This is a genomic window from Streptomyces sp. SCSIO ZS0520 (assembly GCF_025643355.1).
Taxonomy (GTDB): Bacteria; Actinomycetota; Actinomycetes; order Streptomycetales; family Streptomycetaceae; genus Streptomyces; species Streptomyces physcomitrii.
The window spans coordinates 2,481,842-2,498,388 of the sequence record NZ_CP092644.1 but is presented as its reverse complement, the minus strand read 5'-3'; the positions used below and the strand labels follow the sequence as shown (position 1 = coordinate 2,498,388).

At 71.7% G+C, this 16,547-nt stretch carries 10 protein-coding genes; all 10 read left to right on the top strand.

Annotation, left to right across the window (positions count from 1 at the left end; genetic code table 11):
* The first annotated feature begins 443 nt into the window (after positions 1 to 443).
* The 10 genes from MID12_RS09175 (at position 444) to MID12_RS09130 (ending at position 16,497) form a co-directional block, all read left to right on the top strand.
* Entirely contained in the window at positions 444 to 1,709 is a 1,266-nt protein-coding gene (locus tag MID12_RS09175; RefSeq protein WP_263166012.1) for a DUF4190 domain-containing protein, read from the top strand.
* A gap of 261 nt (positions 1,710 to 1,970) precedes the next feature.
* Positions 1,971 to 2,723 (top strand): GntR family transcriptional regulator, encoded by a 753-nt coding sequence (locus MID12_RS09170; protein WP_040248777.1) that lies wholly within the window; start codon positions 1,971 to 1,973, stop codon positions 2,721 to 2,723.
* Positions 2,724 to 3,328: 605 nt separating this feature from the next.
* A complete protein-coding gene (locus tag MID12_RS09165; RefSeq protein ID WP_263166009.1) occupies positions 3,329 to 3,505 on the top strand; it encodes an SPOR domain-containing protein in 177 nt (58 codons plus the stop codon).
* A 68-nt stretch (positions 3,506 to 3,573) separates the two neighbouring features.
* Complete coding sequence (locus tag MID12_RS09160) at positions 3,574 to 3,987, top strand: (deoxy)nucleoside triphosphate pyrophosphohydrolase (RefSeq protein WP_263166007.1); 414 nt, start codon at positions 3,574 to 3,576, stop codon at positions 3,985 to 3,987.
* Positions 3,988 to 4,176: 189 nt separating this feature from the next.
* Entirely contained in the window at positions 4,177 to 4,584 is a 408-nt protein-coding gene (locus MID12_RS09155) for an ATP-binding protein (protein WP_107071296.1), read from the top strand.
* A gap of 148 nt (positions 4,585 to 4,732) precedes the next feature.
* A complete protein-coding gene (locus MID12_RS09150; protein ID WP_040248774.1) occupies positions 4,733 to 7,393 on the top strand; it encodes a SpoIIE family protein phosphatase in 2,661 nt (886 codons plus the stop codon).
* Between the two features lie 404 nt (positions 7,394 to 7,797).
* On the top strand, positions 7,798 to 10,260 hold the full coding sequence (locus MID12_RS09145; RefSeq protein ID WP_263166004.1) for an ABC transporter family substrate-binding protein: 2,463 nt from the start codon (positions 7,798 to 7,800) through the stop codon (positions 10,258 to 10,260).
* A 421-nt stretch (positions 10,261 to 10,681) separates the two neighbouring features.
* Positions 10,682 to 12,598, top strand: a complete 1,917-nt coding sequence (typA, locus tag MID12_RS09140) for a translational GTPase TypA (RefSeq protein ID WP_040248772.1) — start codon at positions 10,682 to 10,684, stop codon at positions 12,596 to 12,598.
* Positions 12,599 to 13,577: 979 nt separating this feature from the next.
* Positions 13,578 to 14,603, top strand: coding sequence for an ABC transporter permease (locus MID12_RS09135; RefSeq protein ID WP_040248769.1), 1,026 nt, complete (start codon positions 13,578 to 13,580; stop codon positions 14,601 to 14,603).
* A 100-nt stretch (positions 14,604 to 14,703) separates the two neighbouring features.
* The gene (locus MID12_RS09130; RefSeq protein ID WP_263165999.1) at positions 14,704 to 16,497 is read left to right on the top strand and encodes an ABC transporter substrate-binding protein; all 1,794 of its coding nucleotides are present in this window, start codon (positions 14,704 to 14,706) and stop codon (positions 16,495 to 16,497) included.
* Positions 16,498 to 16,547: the final 50 nt, after the last annotated feature.

Below are 16,547 nucleotides of genomic sequence, written 5' to 3'. Positions count from 1 at the left end.
CGGGCCCGGGGCCCGCGGTTCCGCGGCGCCGCCGCCCCGCGGTGATCCGCCGGGACCGTACACCGGGGAGCCGAACCCGCCCGGGCCGAGGGCCGGTCGAGGACCGTTCGCGGTCCGTCTCCGGCACGGGGGCCTCGCCCGCGGTGTCCGGCTCCCCTCCGAGTCCCAGGGGGTGTCGTCACCGTCCCGCACGGCGCCCGGCACACACGCTCGCCGCACCGAGCGCACGCACCGAACACCGCGGACACCACACAGGACGGTGACGACACCCCCTAGCCCCCGCGGCGCTCCGGGTCCGCCCGGCCGCCGCGGGGGGCGAGGCGCGTGCGCGGCCCCGCGGCCGTCCCGCACGGGGCGCTGTCGGCGGCTCGGCATACGATGCGGGCTGCCGGAGCCGCGCAGGCGGCGGCGCACCGTGACCCCGCACCAGGAGCCAGCACCCCGTGGACATACCGCCCCCGCCCGGCCCGCAGCAGCCCCCGCCGGGCGGCGCCCCGCAGCCGGGCCCGTACCAGCCCTACGAGACGTACCCGGGGTCGTACGCGCAGCCGGGCGGCTATCCCGGCGGTCCGGCCGGGCCGCCGTACCAGGCCTGGCCCGGCGGCTACCAGCCGTACGTCCAGCCGCCGGTCAACGGGCTCGCCATCGCCTCGCTCGTGCTCGGCATCCTGTGCTTCGTGCCCGGACTCGGCCTGGTGCTCGGCGCGGTGGGGCTCTCCCAGATCAACCGGCGGGGCGAGCGCGGCCGGGGCATGGCGATCGCCGGGATCGTGCTGTCCTCGCTCGGGCTGATGGTGCTCGCGCTCGGCCTGATCGGCATCCTCGTGGGGGACGACCGGGACGGCGGCGGCAGCGCGGGCGGCGGCCCCGGCGGCGAGGAGGTCACCTTCTCGCTGGACGTCGGCGAGTGCTTCGACACCCAGGGCCGTTCCCTCGAAGGGCTCGCCTACGACGTGGACCGGGTGCCCTGCTCCGGGGCGCACGACGGCGAGGTCTTCGCCAACTTCACGCTGCCCGGCGGCTCCTGGCCCGGCGAGAAGCGCCTCGACGCGACCGCCGACGACAAGTGCTTCGCGCTGCGCCGCGGTTACGCGATGGACAGCTGGGCGCTGCCCGCGGACAGTGATGTCTACCACTTCTCGCCGAGCCGGGAGAGCTGGGACTACGGCGACCGTGAGATCACCTGCCTGTTCGGCAACGCCGACGCCACCGGGCGGCTCACCGGCCCGCTGCGCAACGACGAGGGCAGCCTCGACGCCGACCAGACCGCCTATCTGAAGGCGCTCCGGGCGACCGAGGAGGCCCTGGAGAACCCTCCGGAGGAGGAGTACGTCGAGGACGACCTGCCCGGGCACCGGCGCTGGGCCCGCGAGGTCGCCTCCGCCCTCGGCGACCAGGAGCGCGCCCTGCGGGACCACCGCTGGCCGACCCGGGCCGCCGATGCGATCGCCGCCGAACTGCGCGCCGTCAAGGCCGCCCGCACCCAGTGGGACAAGGCGGCGGAGGCCACCGACGCGGACACCTTCTACGAGGCCTACGGCGCCGCCGACGAGGCCTACGCCGACCGCGAGCAGATCCCCGCGCGCAAGGCCCTCGGCCTGGTCGTCACCCCGCCCGAGCGGGAGGACGGCGGCGAGGGCGAGGAGGGCGGCTCCGGTGGTACGGGCGGCTCGGGCTCCGGCTCCGGCGGGGCGGGCACCGCGATCTGAGCGCCGGGGCAGGTGTTCGAGGTGCCGTCCGCGGGGCGGTTCCGGCCCGGGCCGGTGTAGGAAGGCCGGGCGCTGGACAGTGATCAACTCGGCACGCGCTGCCGCCCGTTGGGGACGGTCCACGAGGAAGGTCCTTTACCGTTCGCAATATGGCCGGGTAAAGGCATGTCATCACATCGAGTGATTCCCAGGCCTTGACTTGCGGTCAACAACCCACGGTTGTCAGTCTGTTGCCGTCTGTTAAACGGAGGGGAGTGGCCAGTGGTATTCGGTGGGCAGCCGGCGTATCTCCGCGTCGCGGGTGATCTGCGCAAGAAGATCGTCGATGGCTCACTGCCGCCGCACACCCGCCTCCCCTCGCAGGCGCGAATCCGCGAGGAGTACGGGGTCTCGGACACCGTCGCCCTGGAGGCGCGCAAGGTCCTGATGGCCGAGGGCCTCGTGGAGGGCCGCTCCGGCTCGGGGACGTACGTCCGCGAGCGACCGGTGCCGCGCCGGGTCGCGCGCTCCGGGTACCGGCCCGCGGGCGGCGCCACCTCCTTCCGCCAGGAGCAGGCCGAGGACGGCGCCTACGGCAGCTGGGAGTCGCGCAGCGAGCAGGTGCCGGCCGGGGCCGCCGTCGCGCAGCGGCTCGGCATCGAGGCGGGGGAGCGCGTGATGTGCACCAGCTACCTCTACCGGGACGCGGGCGAGGCCATGATGCTCTCCACCTCCTGGGAACCGCTCTCGCTGACCGGCCGCACCCCGGTGATGCTGCCCGAGGAGGGCCCGCTCGGCGGGATGGGCGTGGTCGAGCGGATGGCCGCCATCGACGTGATCGTGGACAACGTCACCGAGGAGGTCGGCGCCCGCCCCGGCCTCGCCGAGGAACTCCTCGCCCTCGGCGGGGTGCCCGGCCATGTGGTCCTGGTGATCCAGCGGACGTACTACGCCTCCGGCCGCCCGGTGGAGACGGCCGATGTCGTCGTCCCGGCCGACCGCTACCAGATCGCGTACCACCTGCCGGTGCGCTGACGGTCCGTGAGCCCTGCCTCCGTGCGCTGACGGTCCGTGGGTTCACGCTCTGTGTGCGGACCGCCATGAGTCGACCGTTTGCACGCCGACCGTTTGCACGCCGACCGTTTGCGCGTCGGCTGTCTGCGCGTCGGCTGTTTGTGCGCCGAGGTCTCCGCTCGCCGGGGGCTGTCCCGGCCCGGCCCGGGACCGGGCGGATCCTCGGTGCATCTCCGCGGCCTGCCCGGTGCATTTCGGACTGATCCGGTGGCTGTGTCCCGCGCCGGGTCCTATGTGGGCCGGTGCCGGATCCGTGGAGTCCGGCGGAAGGGGCGGAATCACCGTTCCGTCCCAGCGTGCGGCGCCCGCGGCCCTGCTCGGCCCCAGGGTCCCCCGATGCGCCGGGCGGGAGCCTCGCGCGCCTCTCAGGGGGCGCGCGGCCTCGCGTGCGCCCCCTCGGGAGGTGCAGGTCAGGGGGAAAACTGTCCGGAAGAGTACCTCTTCGTAAAAAACCGTATCCGTACAGTGAAGGCCGGGCGTAGGGTCAGGCATATGCGGGATGCGGTTTCCGCTGGGGGCGGAGCCGGGCCGCGTACCGGGGGATGTGCAGGGGGAAGGGACGCGTGATGAGTGAAGGTACGGCCACGCTCACCTGGGTCGTGGTGCGCCAGGACGACAACGGCAACCGCTACCGGGTGGCCCGCTACGCGACGAAGGCGGAGGCGCAGCGCGTCGCCGAGCGCCTCGACTCCCGCGGTCACCAGCAGCTCTACTGGGTCGAGTCGACCACGGGCGGCGCCTGAGCGGTCCCGGGCGGCGGGGCGCCCGGCGGCTGTCCGGCGGTCGGTCCGGCTCCCGTAGGCTCCCGCGCATGACCGCACCCGTCCTGGTCGTCGGCGCCGCCCTCTGCGACGGCGGACGGCTGCTCGCCGCCCGCCGCAGCGCCCCGCCCGAGCTGGCCGGAGGCTGGGAGCTGCCCGGCGGCAAGGTCGAGCCGGGGGAGCGGCCCGAGCAGGCGCTCGTCCGCGAGCTGCGCGAGGAGCTGGGCGTCGAGGCCGAGGTCCGCACCCGGGTCCCCGGCAGCTTCCCGCTCAGGCCGGGATACGTCCTGGAGGTCTGGACGGCCCGCCTGTGCGCGGGCGAGCCCCGGCCGCTCCAGGACCACGACGCGCTGCGCTGGCTGACCCCCGGCGAGATCTGGTCGGTCGACTGGCTCGATGTCGACCGCCCGGCCGTCACCGCGGTCCGGCACCACCTGGCCGGGGAGTGGCTCCCCGCACCGTGAGCCCCGCGGTCTCCACGGGTCGCCGCGGGACTCCGTACGACCGCGCGGGATGCCTACGCGGCGTCACCGCGCCTGCGCCATTCGTGCCGAGAGGTCCCCGTGACCCGGTAACGGGAACCGTACAAGGGGTATGTGCCTCTTATCCGTTATAGAGGAATTGCCCCCTTTGCTGGTCTGTTGGTCTGGGAAGTGGTCGGCTTGATCGACACCGAGAGCACGTGCGCCGAGTGGAGCTTCCCCGCGGACCCGACGGCGGTGCGCACCGCCCGGCTCCGCGTCCGGCAGCAGCTTCACGACTGGGGTCTCGAAGGCCTCGCCGACCTCGCTGAACTGCTCGTCAGCGAACTGGTCACCAACTCGCTCTGCTACGCCTCCGCCCCCATCGGCGTACGGTTGATGCGTCCCGCCACAGCGCCGGGCGCCCTGCTCGTGGAGGTCTCGGACCCGCTTCCCGACCCGCCGTGCGAGCGGAGCGCGGACCCAGGGGACGAGCACGGCCGCGGCATCCAGCTGGTGGCACGTGCCTCCCGGCGCTGGGGGATCCGGCAGGCCGGCACCGGCAAGACCGTGTGGTTCGAGCTGGCCCCGCCGGGTTAGAAGACAGGCGAGTAGCGGTCCGGACGGTACCGATTGCGTCGAGACCGTGCTGTGATCGTGTACGCCGTGTTGCCGGGAGCCCGGGTGCTGGATACTTCGGGATGCCGGTTCCGGTGGTGGACACGGTGAGCTGGAGGGGACGGTTCGCGTGAGCGAGACACCGGCGAAGGCCTCGGTCTCCGAGGGGCCGTCGCGAGGCAATGCCATGTGGCACCACACCACGCCCGGCTCCATGTACGAGTACATCCAGGTCGCGTCCTTCTCGATCGGCCCGGACGGGCTCGTGGAGCAGTGGAGTTCGCGCGCGGAGGAGCTCTTCGGCGTGCCCGCCGCCGACATCCTGGGCAAGGACCCGGTCGAGGAGTTCGTCCCCGAGCACCTGCGCCCGCGCGGCCACCGCAAGATGGCGGAGATCCTCGACGGCCGCGAGTGGACCGGGATCGTCCCCTTCCACGCGCCGGTGCGCCCGGGCCAGGCCGCCAAGGACGGCATCGCCGAGATCTATGTGATGCCCACCGGCACCGCCGCCGGGGAGCAGGCCGCCGTCTGCATCGTCGTCGACGTCCGCACCCTGCGCCGCATCGAGAGCGACCTCGCCGCCTCCCAGGCCATCTTCGGCGACTCCCCCTTCGGCTTCCTGCTCTTCGGCACCGACCTGCGGGTGCAGCGCGCCAACGAGCGCCTCGCCGCCGCCTTCGGCGGGAGCCTGGACACCCACCGCGGCCGCACCGTCCACGACTACCTGCCGCCCAACGAGGCCGACCGCGTCACCGCCGTGCTCCAGCGCGTCCTGGACACCGGGGAGTCCGTCACCGACATGCAGATCGTCGGTACGCCGCCCGGCTCCGACGAGCGCCGCCACTGGTCGATCAACCTCTACCGGGTGCACAGCCCCTCCGGCCGCCCGCTCGGCGTCGCCGGACTCGGCGTGGACGTCACCCGCCGCCACGCCGCCGCCCGCGAGGCCGCGCACGCCCGGCGCAACCTCGCCCTGCTCAACGAGGCCGGCGCCCGGATCGGCAACTCCCTCGACCTGGAGACCACCGCCCGCGAACTCCTCGACGTGACGGTGCCCGGCTTCTGCGACGTCGCCACCGTCGACCTCTACCAAGGGCTGCTGCTCGGCGACGAGAACCCGCACGGCGGCGGCTCGGGCAGCCGGTCCGGCACCGCCGGTGCCGAGATGCGCCGGGTCGGCTTCGCCAGCGCGGTCTCGGACGCCCCGCTCACCGGCGGCCCCACGCCCGTCACCGTCGGCGCCGTGCACCGCTACGCCCTGGACTCGCCCTGCGCCGAGGCCCTGCGCAGCGCCCGGCCCCAGCTCGTACCGGCCCAGGGGCCCGGGCTGGTGCAGTCCACCCTGGTGGTGCCGATGGTCGCGCACGACACCGTGGTCGGCCTCGCCCAGTTCGCCCGGGCCAAGGGCAGCGAGCCCTTCGGCGAACGCGACCGCGCGCTCGCCGTCGAACTGGCCGCCCGCGCCGCCGTCTGCATCGACAACGCCCGCCTGTACCGGCGTGAACACGAGCGCGCGCTCATCCTCCAGCGCTCCCTGCTGCCGCCCGGCGACCCCGAGGCCGCCGGTCTCGACATCGCCTGCCGCTATCTGCCGGGCACCGCCGCCACCGAGGTCGGCGGCGACTGGTTCGACGTCATCGAACTCCCCGGCCACCGCACCGCCCTGGTGGTCGGCGACGTCATGGGCCGCGGACTGCGCGCCGCCGTCGCCATGGGCGAACTGCGCACCGCCGTACGGACCTTGGCCCTGCTCGACCTGGAACCGGCCGAGGTGCTCACCGCCCTGGACGAGACCGCCCGCGGACTCGGCACCCCCGGCGGGCCCTCCGCCGCCTTCGGCCCCGGCAGCGGCGCCCGCAAGTCCGGCCGCCGCGGCGCCCGCGGCGCCCAGGACGAGAACCTCTCCGAGGTCTACCTCGCCACCTGCGTCTACGCCGTCTACGACTCGGTCACCCGGCGCTGCACCTTCGCCAACGCCGGGCACCTGCCCCCGGTCCTCGTCGACCCCGCCGAGGAGCGGGCCGTCATGCTCGACGTACCGCCCGGGCTGCCGCTCGGCGTCGGTGACGAGCCCTTCGAGGACGTGGAGATAGAACTGCCGGAGGGCGCCGTGCTCGCCCTCTACACCGACGGACTCGTCGAGTCCCGGGACCACCCCCTCGACGAGGGACTCGAAGCCCTCCGCGCCTCCCTCGACGTGCCGGTGCCCCCGCCCGGCGGCGAGGAGAAGGCCGCGCAGCCGCCCGCCGCCTCCGGGACGCCCGCCCGCTCCCTGGAGGACCTCTGCGACCACGTCCTGGAGTCCCTCGACACCCACCACGGGGAGGACGACATCGCCCTGCTCATGGCGCGGGTGCAGGGGCTGCCCGCCGAGTCGGTGGGTGACTGGGCGCTGCCCCGCGAGCCGCGCAGCGTGGGCCGCGCCCGGGAGCTGGCACGCGCCCAGCTGGAGTCCTGGGACCTCGAACTCCTCGTCGACACCACCGAGTTGCTGGTGAGCGAGCTGGTCACCAACGCGCTGCGCTACGGCGAGGGCGACATCCGGCTGCGGCTGCTGCTCGACCGCACCCTGGTCTGCGAGGTCTGGGACGGCGGCCTGGTCCAGCCGCGCAGGCGCCGGGCCCGGGACACCGACGAGGGCGGCCGGGGCCTCCAACTCGTCGGCCTGCTCAGCACGGGCTGGGGCTCGCGCCGCACCCCCCGCGGCAAGACCGTCTGGTTCGAACTCGACCTGCCGAAGAACGGCGGCGGCACCACGGACCCGACCGAGGCGCTGCTCAGCTTGTTCTGACCGCGGGCTGTTCCGACCGCGGGCTGTTCTGACATCGACTGTTCCGACCGCGGGCCGTTCTGACCACGGGCCGTTCTGGCCACCGGGCTGCTGCCTGCCCGGCTTCTTCCCTCGCCCGCGCGGCCCCGCCCCTCGCCCACCGGGCCCCGCTCCCTCGCCCGCCCGGCTCCTGCCGCCCGCCCGGCCCCCGTACGCCCGCCCGTCCTCCGCACGCCCCCCGCTGCCCGGGTTCGGCCGCCCGGGTGGCCTTCGAAGGGTGCGGCGCCGTGGCTCCCACTCGCCCCCGGGGCGCTCGCCTTCAGTAGGGGATCACGTCTGATCAGCTGCTGATTCCCCCGAACGGGAGCAGTCCCGCACCAGCTCCCCGGCCCGCGGGCCGGCGGGCGAGCCCCGGAGGTCCACAGATGTCGCACGAAGGCGCCGGCCGGCGCTCGGTGATGCGTTCGGTCGCGTTCCTGACGACGGGTGTCCTCGCGGTGCCCGCCCTCGCCGCCTGCAGTTCCGAGGAGAAGGAGGCGCCGCCCACCGCGCGCCAGGACCTCGGCTCCGCCTCCCGGGCGAAGCTCGCCGACGGCGCCACCGCGCGCTGGGCGGTCGACGCCCTGCCCAAGACCCTCAACGCCTACCAGTCCGACGCCGACGAGGTCACCTCGCGGGTGGCCGGGGCCGTACTGCCCTCGATGTTCCGCCTCGACAAGCAGGGGCGGCCCGCCCGGGACGCCGACTTCCTGGAGTCGGCCAAGGTCGTCGAGACCGACCCCCAGGTCGTCCTCTACAAGCTCGACCAGCGGGCGGTGTGGAGCGACGGCCGGGAGATCGGCGCCGCCGACTTCGTGGCCCAGTGGCACGCCCTCTCCGGGAAGAACAGCGCGTACTGGACCGCGCGCAACGCGGGCTACAACCGCATCGCCGAGATCGAGCGCGGCGACAACGACCTCCAGGTCCGGGTCACCTTCAAGAAGAAGTACGCGGACTGGCGGTCGCTCTTCTCGCCGCTCTACCCGAAGCAGGTGATGGGCAGCCCGGACGCCTTCAACGAGGACGCTCGCAAGGCCCTGAAGATCACCGCGGGCCCCTTCGCCCCCGAGCAGCGCAAGAAGGGCGCCAAGGCTTCCGAGGACCGGCTCACGCTGGTGCGCAACCCGCGCTGGTGGGGCGAGCGCGCCAAGCTCGACAAGCTGGTGCTGCGCGCGGTCCCGGCCGGTCGGCGGCTGGACGCCCTGCGCAAGGGCGAGGTCGACATCGCCGCCCTCGAACCCGGCGACGCCCGGCGGATCTCCGGCGCCGCCGAGGGGCAGGCCGCCGGTGGCGCCCCCGCCGCGGGCCCCGGCGCGGCCCGCGGCCCGGCCCAGGCACTGCGCTCCTGGGCGGTGGTCCACGGCTCCGACGAGGAGGCCGCCGACAAGGAGAAGGAGGTCCGGGCCAAGGCCGAACGCGCCCGGCAGGCCTTCGCCAAGGAGCAGCAGGGCCTCGGCCGCTACGAGATCCGCAAGTCCCTGGAACCCGCCTTCACCCAGCTCGCCCTGAACGGCGCCTCCGGACCGCTCACCGACGACCGGGTGCGCCGGGCCGTCGCCCGCGCGATCGACCGGGGGCGGATCGCCCGCTCGGTGCTCGGCCCGCTCGGGCTGCCCGCCAAGCCGGTGGGCAGCCACCTCGCGCTCGCCGGTCAGCTCGGCTACGCGGACGGCAGCGGCGCCCTCGGCGCCCAGGACACCGACGAGGCGCAGGCGCTGCTCGCCGACGCCGGATGGGTGCCCGGCGGGCCGCTGCGCAAGGGCGGCAAGAAGGACGAGGAGACTGACGCCCGCGCCGGGACCGAGAAGGAGGGTACGAAGAGCGGGAAGAAGAGCGAGGCCGAGGCCCCCGGCTCGGACGGCGGGGACGAGGGGAAGAAGACCGCGAAGCCCAGCGGCGAGGCGGGCGCCCCGGACGACGGCAAGGCCGCCCAGGACAAGCCGCACTCCCAGCCCGGCGGCGCACCCGGCGCCTACGCCCCCAAGGGCACCGCGGCCCCCGGCGGCTCGGCGGCCGGGCTGCTCGCCAAGGACGGCAAGGCGCTCACCCTCCGCTTCGTCCTGCCCTCCGGGCCCGGCTCCCAGTCGCTGCGCGAGGTCGGGGCGGACATCTCGAAGATGCTCGGCCGGATCGGCATCCGTACCGAGCTGGTGAAGGTCGCCGACGAGGACTACTTCAAGGACCACATCGCCGCCGGTGAGTACGACATGGCGCTCTACTCCTGGCCCGCCACCGCCTTCCCGGCCACCGACGCCCGCCCGATCTACGCGAAGCCGGTCCCGGCGGCCGACGGCTCGCTCAATGTCGAGCAGAACTACACCCGGGTCGGCACCGACTACATCGACCAGCTCTTCGACAAGGCGACCACCGAGCTGGACTCCGGTGACGTGGCGGGCCTGATGCGCAAGGCCGACGCCCGCATCTGGGCCGCCGCCGGATCCCTCCCGCTCTACCAGCGCCCCCAGCTCGTCGCGGTGCGCAAGGACCTCGCGAACGTCGGCGCCTACGGCTTCGAGTCCCCGCGGTACGAGGACATCGGCTTCCTGAAGTCCGCAGGTCACGGCGGTCCCGCCGCGCACCGGGGTACGCCGGGCGGCGGGGACAAGGACTCCGGCCGGGAGTCGGGGAAGCCGTCCGCCGAACCCTTTGCCGAGGAGTCCGGCAGGAAGTCCGGCAAGGACGCGGAGAAGAGCGGCAAGGGACCGGACAAGGCGTCGGGGAAGCCCTCGGCCGAGGAGTCCCGCAAGCCCTCGGACAAGGAGTCCCGCAAGCCCTCGGCCGAGGAGTCCCGCAAGGCCTCGGACAAGGAGTCCGGCGCGGCCGACGGCCGGGAGTCGGACAAGGAGTGAAGGTTTGGCGCCCTGATGGGGAACTTGTGGCGAGGGCGGGCGGGGGCCTTGCCGCCGGGCGGCCCGGGCGGGCAGTCTCCTGACTGCCCCGTGATCCCCGGGCCCGCCGACCCCCTCGGGCCCCGCCGACCCGGCCTTCCGTCCCTGCGCAGCGACCCCGTGCACCGCCCCCGACCCCGCCCCTGAGACCCGACATCCCGGCGCCTGCCCGGCGCCCGGCACCGCCCCCGCGGTGGTGCCCGAGAGCACCGTCCCCCCGGCGCCCCGACCGGAGCGCCGGGGGCTCCGCCTGCCCCGCGGAGGCCGGTGCCCGCAGCGCCCCGTACGATGGGGTGAGGCCGTGGCGTGTCCAGCCCGGCAGGGCCGCGTACGGATCTGTACGCGCAGCCGTCCACTCATCCCGGGAGAAGCGCCGCACGTTATGGCTGCAACTGTTGAGCGTCACGACATCCGCAATGTCGCCATCGTCGCCCATGTCGACCATGGCAAGACCACCCTCGTCGACGCCATGCTGAAGCAGGCCGGCGCCTTCGCGGCCCACCAGCTCGAGTCGGTCGACGACCGGGTCATGGACTCGAACGACCTGGAGCGTGAGAAGGGCATCACGATCCTCGCCAAGAACACGGCGGTGAAGTACCACCCCAAGGCGGGCGGCGACCCGATCACCATCAACATCATCGACACCCCCGGCCACGCCGACTTCGGCGGCGAGGTCGAGCGCGGCCTGTCGATGGTGGACGCCGTGGTCCTCCTGGTCGACGCCTCCGAGGGCCCGCTGCCGCAGACCCGCTTCGTGCTGCGCAAGGCGCTCCAGGCCCGGCTGCCCGTCATCCTGTGCATCAACAAGACGGACCGCCCGGACTCGCGTATCGACGAGGTCGTCAACGAGGCCTACGACCTCTTCCTCGACCTGGACGCCGACGAGGACCAGATCGAGTTCCCGATCGTCTACGCCTGCGCGCGCGACGGCGTCGCCTCGCTGACCAAGCCGGAGGACGGCACCGTCCCGGCCGACAGCGACAGCCTGGAACCTTTCTTCACCACGCTCCTGGAGAGCGTCCCGGCTCCCTCCTACGAGGAGGACGCCCCGCTCCAGGCGCATGTGACCAACCTGGACGCGGACAACTTCCTCGGCCGTATCGCGCTGCTCCGCGTCGAGCAGGGCGAGCTGCGCAAGGGCCAGACCGTCGCCTGGATCAAGCGGGACGGCACCATCGCCAACGTCCGCATCAGCGAGCTGATGATGACCGAGGCGCTCACCCGCAAGCCCGCGGAGATGGCGGGCCCCGGTGACATCTGCGCGGTCGCCGGTATCCCGGACATCATGATCGGCGAGACCCTCGCCGACCCCGAGAACCCGATCGCGCTGCCGCTGATCACGGTCGACGAGCCCGCGATCTCCATGGTCATCGGAACCAACACCTCGCCGCTGGTCGGCCGCGGCGGCACCGGCAAGGGCGCGGACGCCAAGTCCGCCGTCAAGGACCGCAAGGTCACCGCCCGCCAGGTGAAGGACCGCCTCGACCGCGAGCTGGTCGGCAATGTCTCGCTGCGGGTCCTGGACACCGAGCGCCCCGACGCCTGGGAGGTGCAGGGCCGCGGTGAGCTGGCGCTGGCGATCCTGGTGGAGACCATGCGCCGGGAGGGCTTCGAGCTGACCATCGGCAAGCCGCAGGTGGTCACCAAGGAGATCGACGGCAAGGTGCACGAGCCGGTCGAGCGCATGACGATCGACGTGCCCGAGGAGCACATGGGCGCGGTCACGCAGCTGATGGGCGTCCGCAAGGGCCGGATGGACAACATGTCCAACCACGGCTCCGGCTGGGTGCGCATGGAGTTCGTGGTGCCCTCGCGCGGCCTGATCGGCTTCCGTACGGAGTTCCTCACCAGCACCCGCGGCACCGGCATCGGGCACTCGATCCACGAGGGCCACGAGCCGTGGTTCGGCACCCTGACGACCCGCAACAACGGCTCGCTGGTGGCGGACCGTTCGGGCGCGGTGACCGCCTTCGCGATGACCAACCTGCAGGAGCGCGGGGTGCTCTTCACCGAGCCCGGCACCGAGGTCTACGAGGGCATGATCGTCGGCGAGAACTCCCGCTCGGACGACATGGACGTGAACATCACCAAGGAGAAGAAGCTCACCAACATGCGCTCCTCCACGGCCGATGTCGCGGAGTCGATCGTTCCGCCGCGCAAGCTCTCCCTGGAGCAGTCCCTGGAGTTCTGCCGCGACGACGAGTGCGTCGAGGTCACCCCGGAGGCCGTCCGCATCCGCAAGGTGAACCTGGACGCCCGCGAGCGCGCCCGCGCCGCCTCCCGCGCCAAGCACGGCTGAGGCGCCGCGAGGGCGGCCTCTGGGGCCCTCAACTGCCCCTGACCGCCCGCCACTTGAGCCTCAGGACCGGGCCCGTACCCCCTGCCGCACGGGGGATACGGGCCCGGTCCCGTTTTCCCGAAGCTCTGCCGGATACTTTTCGGAATCGTGACGCACAGCTGTAACAAGCTGCTGTCACGATGCTGTTCTACGCGCGGAGCTCATTGGATACGCTCCAGGGGCGAGCCCATGATGTGCGGGTGCCGAGCGCACGCGTGCACGGTCTTCGGCGCGGCCCCGGACGAACGCTCCCGCGGGCCCCGGAGGGGGCGTCATGCCGGGGCGCCCGGCGCAAGCGAATTCTCTGGTCCAAGGGTCCGTTATGCGGACGTTGTTGACCGATAGATAGGTAACAAGTCCGTTTCGCGAGCATCTATCTCGGATCGCTTTGTCCGGATTTCGGAAGAAGTGAGCGAGAGGTGTGATCGAATCGAGACCAAAAGACGGTGGTCGGGCAGAACCCCATGGCTGATAGTTGTCCGCGTAGAGCTCGGGTCAATGGGTTTACGCGCTGTGGGGAGCGCGGGCTCACGAGCACACTGGGGCACACGGACTTCGCCGTCAGGGGTGGCGGTGAATCCTCCTGTGCCCTCCTTCGTAGTGGACGAGTGGACTCATGAGGAGGACCCCATGCGCGGTGCCACACGCACCAGATGGGTCGCGTCACCCCAGATGCACGCCATCCGGGCCCACGGGCCCAGCGCTGCGGCCGGTGAACTGAGGAGCGGTGTCTCCGGCCGGACCGGCATCCCCCTGTAGTAGCCCAGACCTGCATGCCGGGCCGGAAGCCCGCACTCGTGCTCTCCGGCCGTCCGGCGCCGTACTCCCGTACCCAGGCGGTGTTCGTGGAGACCGTGCGACGGCCAGCTGTCAGGCGAAGTCCCCGCCAGGGGGCGCCGCTTCGGCTGTCGGCCACCGATACCTGTGAAATGGACGAATCATGACGAGTCCAATCGAGATCAAGGGCACCGAGGCCCCCGTCTTGGACAAAGCCCCCGATCCGAAGGCCGCTCCGGAGGAGAAGAAGCTGGAAGGGCGCTCGCCCGGCCAGCTGATGTGGCGCCGCTTCAAGCGGGACAAGGCCGGCGTCATATCGGCCTGCATAGTCCTCTTCTTCTTCGTGGTCGCCGCGGCCGCTCCCTTGATCGCGAAGGTGTACGGCAAGAACCCGTACACCCTCTACGCGCAGGACGACCCGACGCTCTTCGACGAGTTCAACTTCCCTGCCGGGGCCAACGGCGGTATCTCCGGGGACTTCTGGTTCGGCATCGAGCCCAAGCTCGGGCGCGACGTCTTCACCCAGCTCCTCTACGGCATGCGGACCTCGCTGTACACGGCCCTGCTCGCCACCCTGCTCATGGTGCTCACCGGTGTCCTCATCGGCATCGTCGGCGGCTACATGGGCGGCAAGGTCGACTACTGGCTCGGCCGGATCACCGACTTCCTGCTCGCCTTCCCGAGCCAGCTCTTCTTCGTGGCCTCGATGCCGGTCATCACGACCATCTTCGTCGCCCCGGACGAGGCCACCCCGACCTACGTCAAGGCCTGCGCCATCATGGGCGTGCTCTGGTTCCTCGGCTGGATGGGCCTCGCCCGGCTGATCCGCGCCGTGACCCTCTCCCTGCGCGAGCGGGAGTTCGTCGAGGCGGCGAAGGTCGCGGGCGCCTCCCCCTGGCGGATCATCCGCAAGGAGCTGCTGCCCAACCTGGTCACGCCGATCCTGGTCCAGGGCACCTACATGCTTCCCAGCACCATCCTCTCGGTCGCCTTCCTCTCGTTCGTGGGCGTCGGTTACGACGCGACCACCCCGGACTGGGGGCGCATGTTCGCCACCGGTTCGGAGATCTACGAGCAGGACCCGACCTTCATGCTCTTCCCGGGTGTCGCCATGGTCGTCTTCGTCGTGGCGTTCAACCTCCTCGGTGACTCCGTACGGGATGCCTTCGATCCCAAGACGGGGCGCTGACCCCCACACGAGGGGGGCCGCTGCCACACCCGGGCGCCGGCTGATACCGGATGTGCCAGGCAGCACCCATCACTACTCACAGGCAGGTGGACTGAACTCCATGAGCATCTTCCGATCACGCTCGGCTCAGGCCGCGGTCGTGGCGGTGACCGCGGGCGCCCTTGCGCTCACCGGTTGCGGCGGCGGCGGTGGCAAGTCCAAGGACAACAGCAAGACCAAGAAGGACGCCGCCGCCCAGTCGGTCTCCGTCAAGCTCGGCGACGAGAAGGCGTCCACCGGTCCGGCCGAGCCGGTTCCCGGCGCGAAGCCCGGCGGCACCATGAAGGTGTACAACGCCACCGACTTCTCGCACCTCGACCCGGGCCAGATCTACGTCTCCGACGCGGGCATGCTCGGCAAGCTCCTCTTCCGTGGTCTGACCACGAACAAGGAGGACGAGAAGGGCAACCAGACCGTCGTCGGCGACCTCGCCACGGACTCCGGCACCACCGAGGACGGCGGCAAGACCTGGAAGTACACGCTCAAGGACGGCATCAAGGACGAGAAGGGCCATGTCATCGACTCGGCCGACGTCCGCCACACCATCGAGCGGATGTACGACACGTACATCACCGACGGCCCGAGCTACATCCAGCAGTGGCTGTCCGGTTCGGGCACCAGCTACCGCAAGGCCTACGCCGGTCCCTCCGGGGGCAAGCACCTGCCCGACTCGGTGCTCGAGACCCCGGACAAGAAGACCGTCATCTTCAAGTTCAAGGAGGCCAAGCCGGACCTGCCGCAGGCGCTGGCGATGGTCGGCTACAACATCGTGCCCAAGGGCACGGACACCAAGAAGAAGTACGACAAGGCCCCGGTCGCGGTCGGTCCGTACAAGATCGGCGAGTACAAGCCGGGCAAGAGCATGAAGCTCGTCAAGAACCCGAACTGGGACCCGAAGACCGACGCCATGCGCCACGCGTACGTCGACGGCTTCGACATCGAGTTCAACCACAACGACGACGACCAGACCAAGACCATCCTCGCCGACCGCGGTGAGGCCAAGGACGCGGTCATGTTCACCGGCCAGGTCTCCACGACCCAGCTGCAGAAGGTCGTCGGCGACGCCTCCGCCATGAAGCGCACGATCCAGGGCTACGCCCCGTACGTGTGGCAGATGAACTTCAACCTGGACCGGATCAAGGACAAGAAGATCCGCGACGCCATCTCCTACGCGATGCCGGCGAACGCGGTCTTCAAGGCCGACGGCGGCGCCTACGGCGGTGAGGTCGCGAACAACCTGCTCTCGCCGACCACTCCGGGCTACGACGACTCCTTCGACCCCTTCAACCGCAAGGGCAAGCCGAACGGTGACATCGCCAAGGCCAAGAAGCTGATCGAAGAGGCCGGCGCCAAGGGCAAGAAGATCGTCTACGCGCACGGCAGCGAGCAGATGCGCCAGGAGCAGGCCGTCCTCGTCGAGGACGCCCTGAAGAAGATCGGCCTGAGCCCGCAGAAGAAGCAGATCGACTCCGCGACCTTCTACGAGCAGGTCGGCAAGGTCAAGAACGACTACGACATCTACATGACCGGCTGGGGCCAGGACTGGGCCTCCGGCGCCACGGTCATCCCGCCGGTCTACGACGGCACCCAGATCCAGGACGGTGCCTCGAACTACTCGCACATCAACGACAAGCACGTGAACGCGGAGATCGTGCGGATCCAGAAGATCGTGGACCCGAAGGAAGCCGCGAAGGCCTGGAACGAGCTGAACAAGTACATCGTCACCAAGGTCAACCCGGCCGCCCCGGTGTACTACACCAAGGTGTTCCAGATCGCCGGTTCCAACATCGGTGGCCTGCGCTACTCGACCACCACCAGCTACACCGACGTCACCCGGGTGTACCTGAAGAAGTAAGGACCGGGTCCCGGGGGCGTGTGCGCGGCGGAGCGCACGCCCCCGGGACC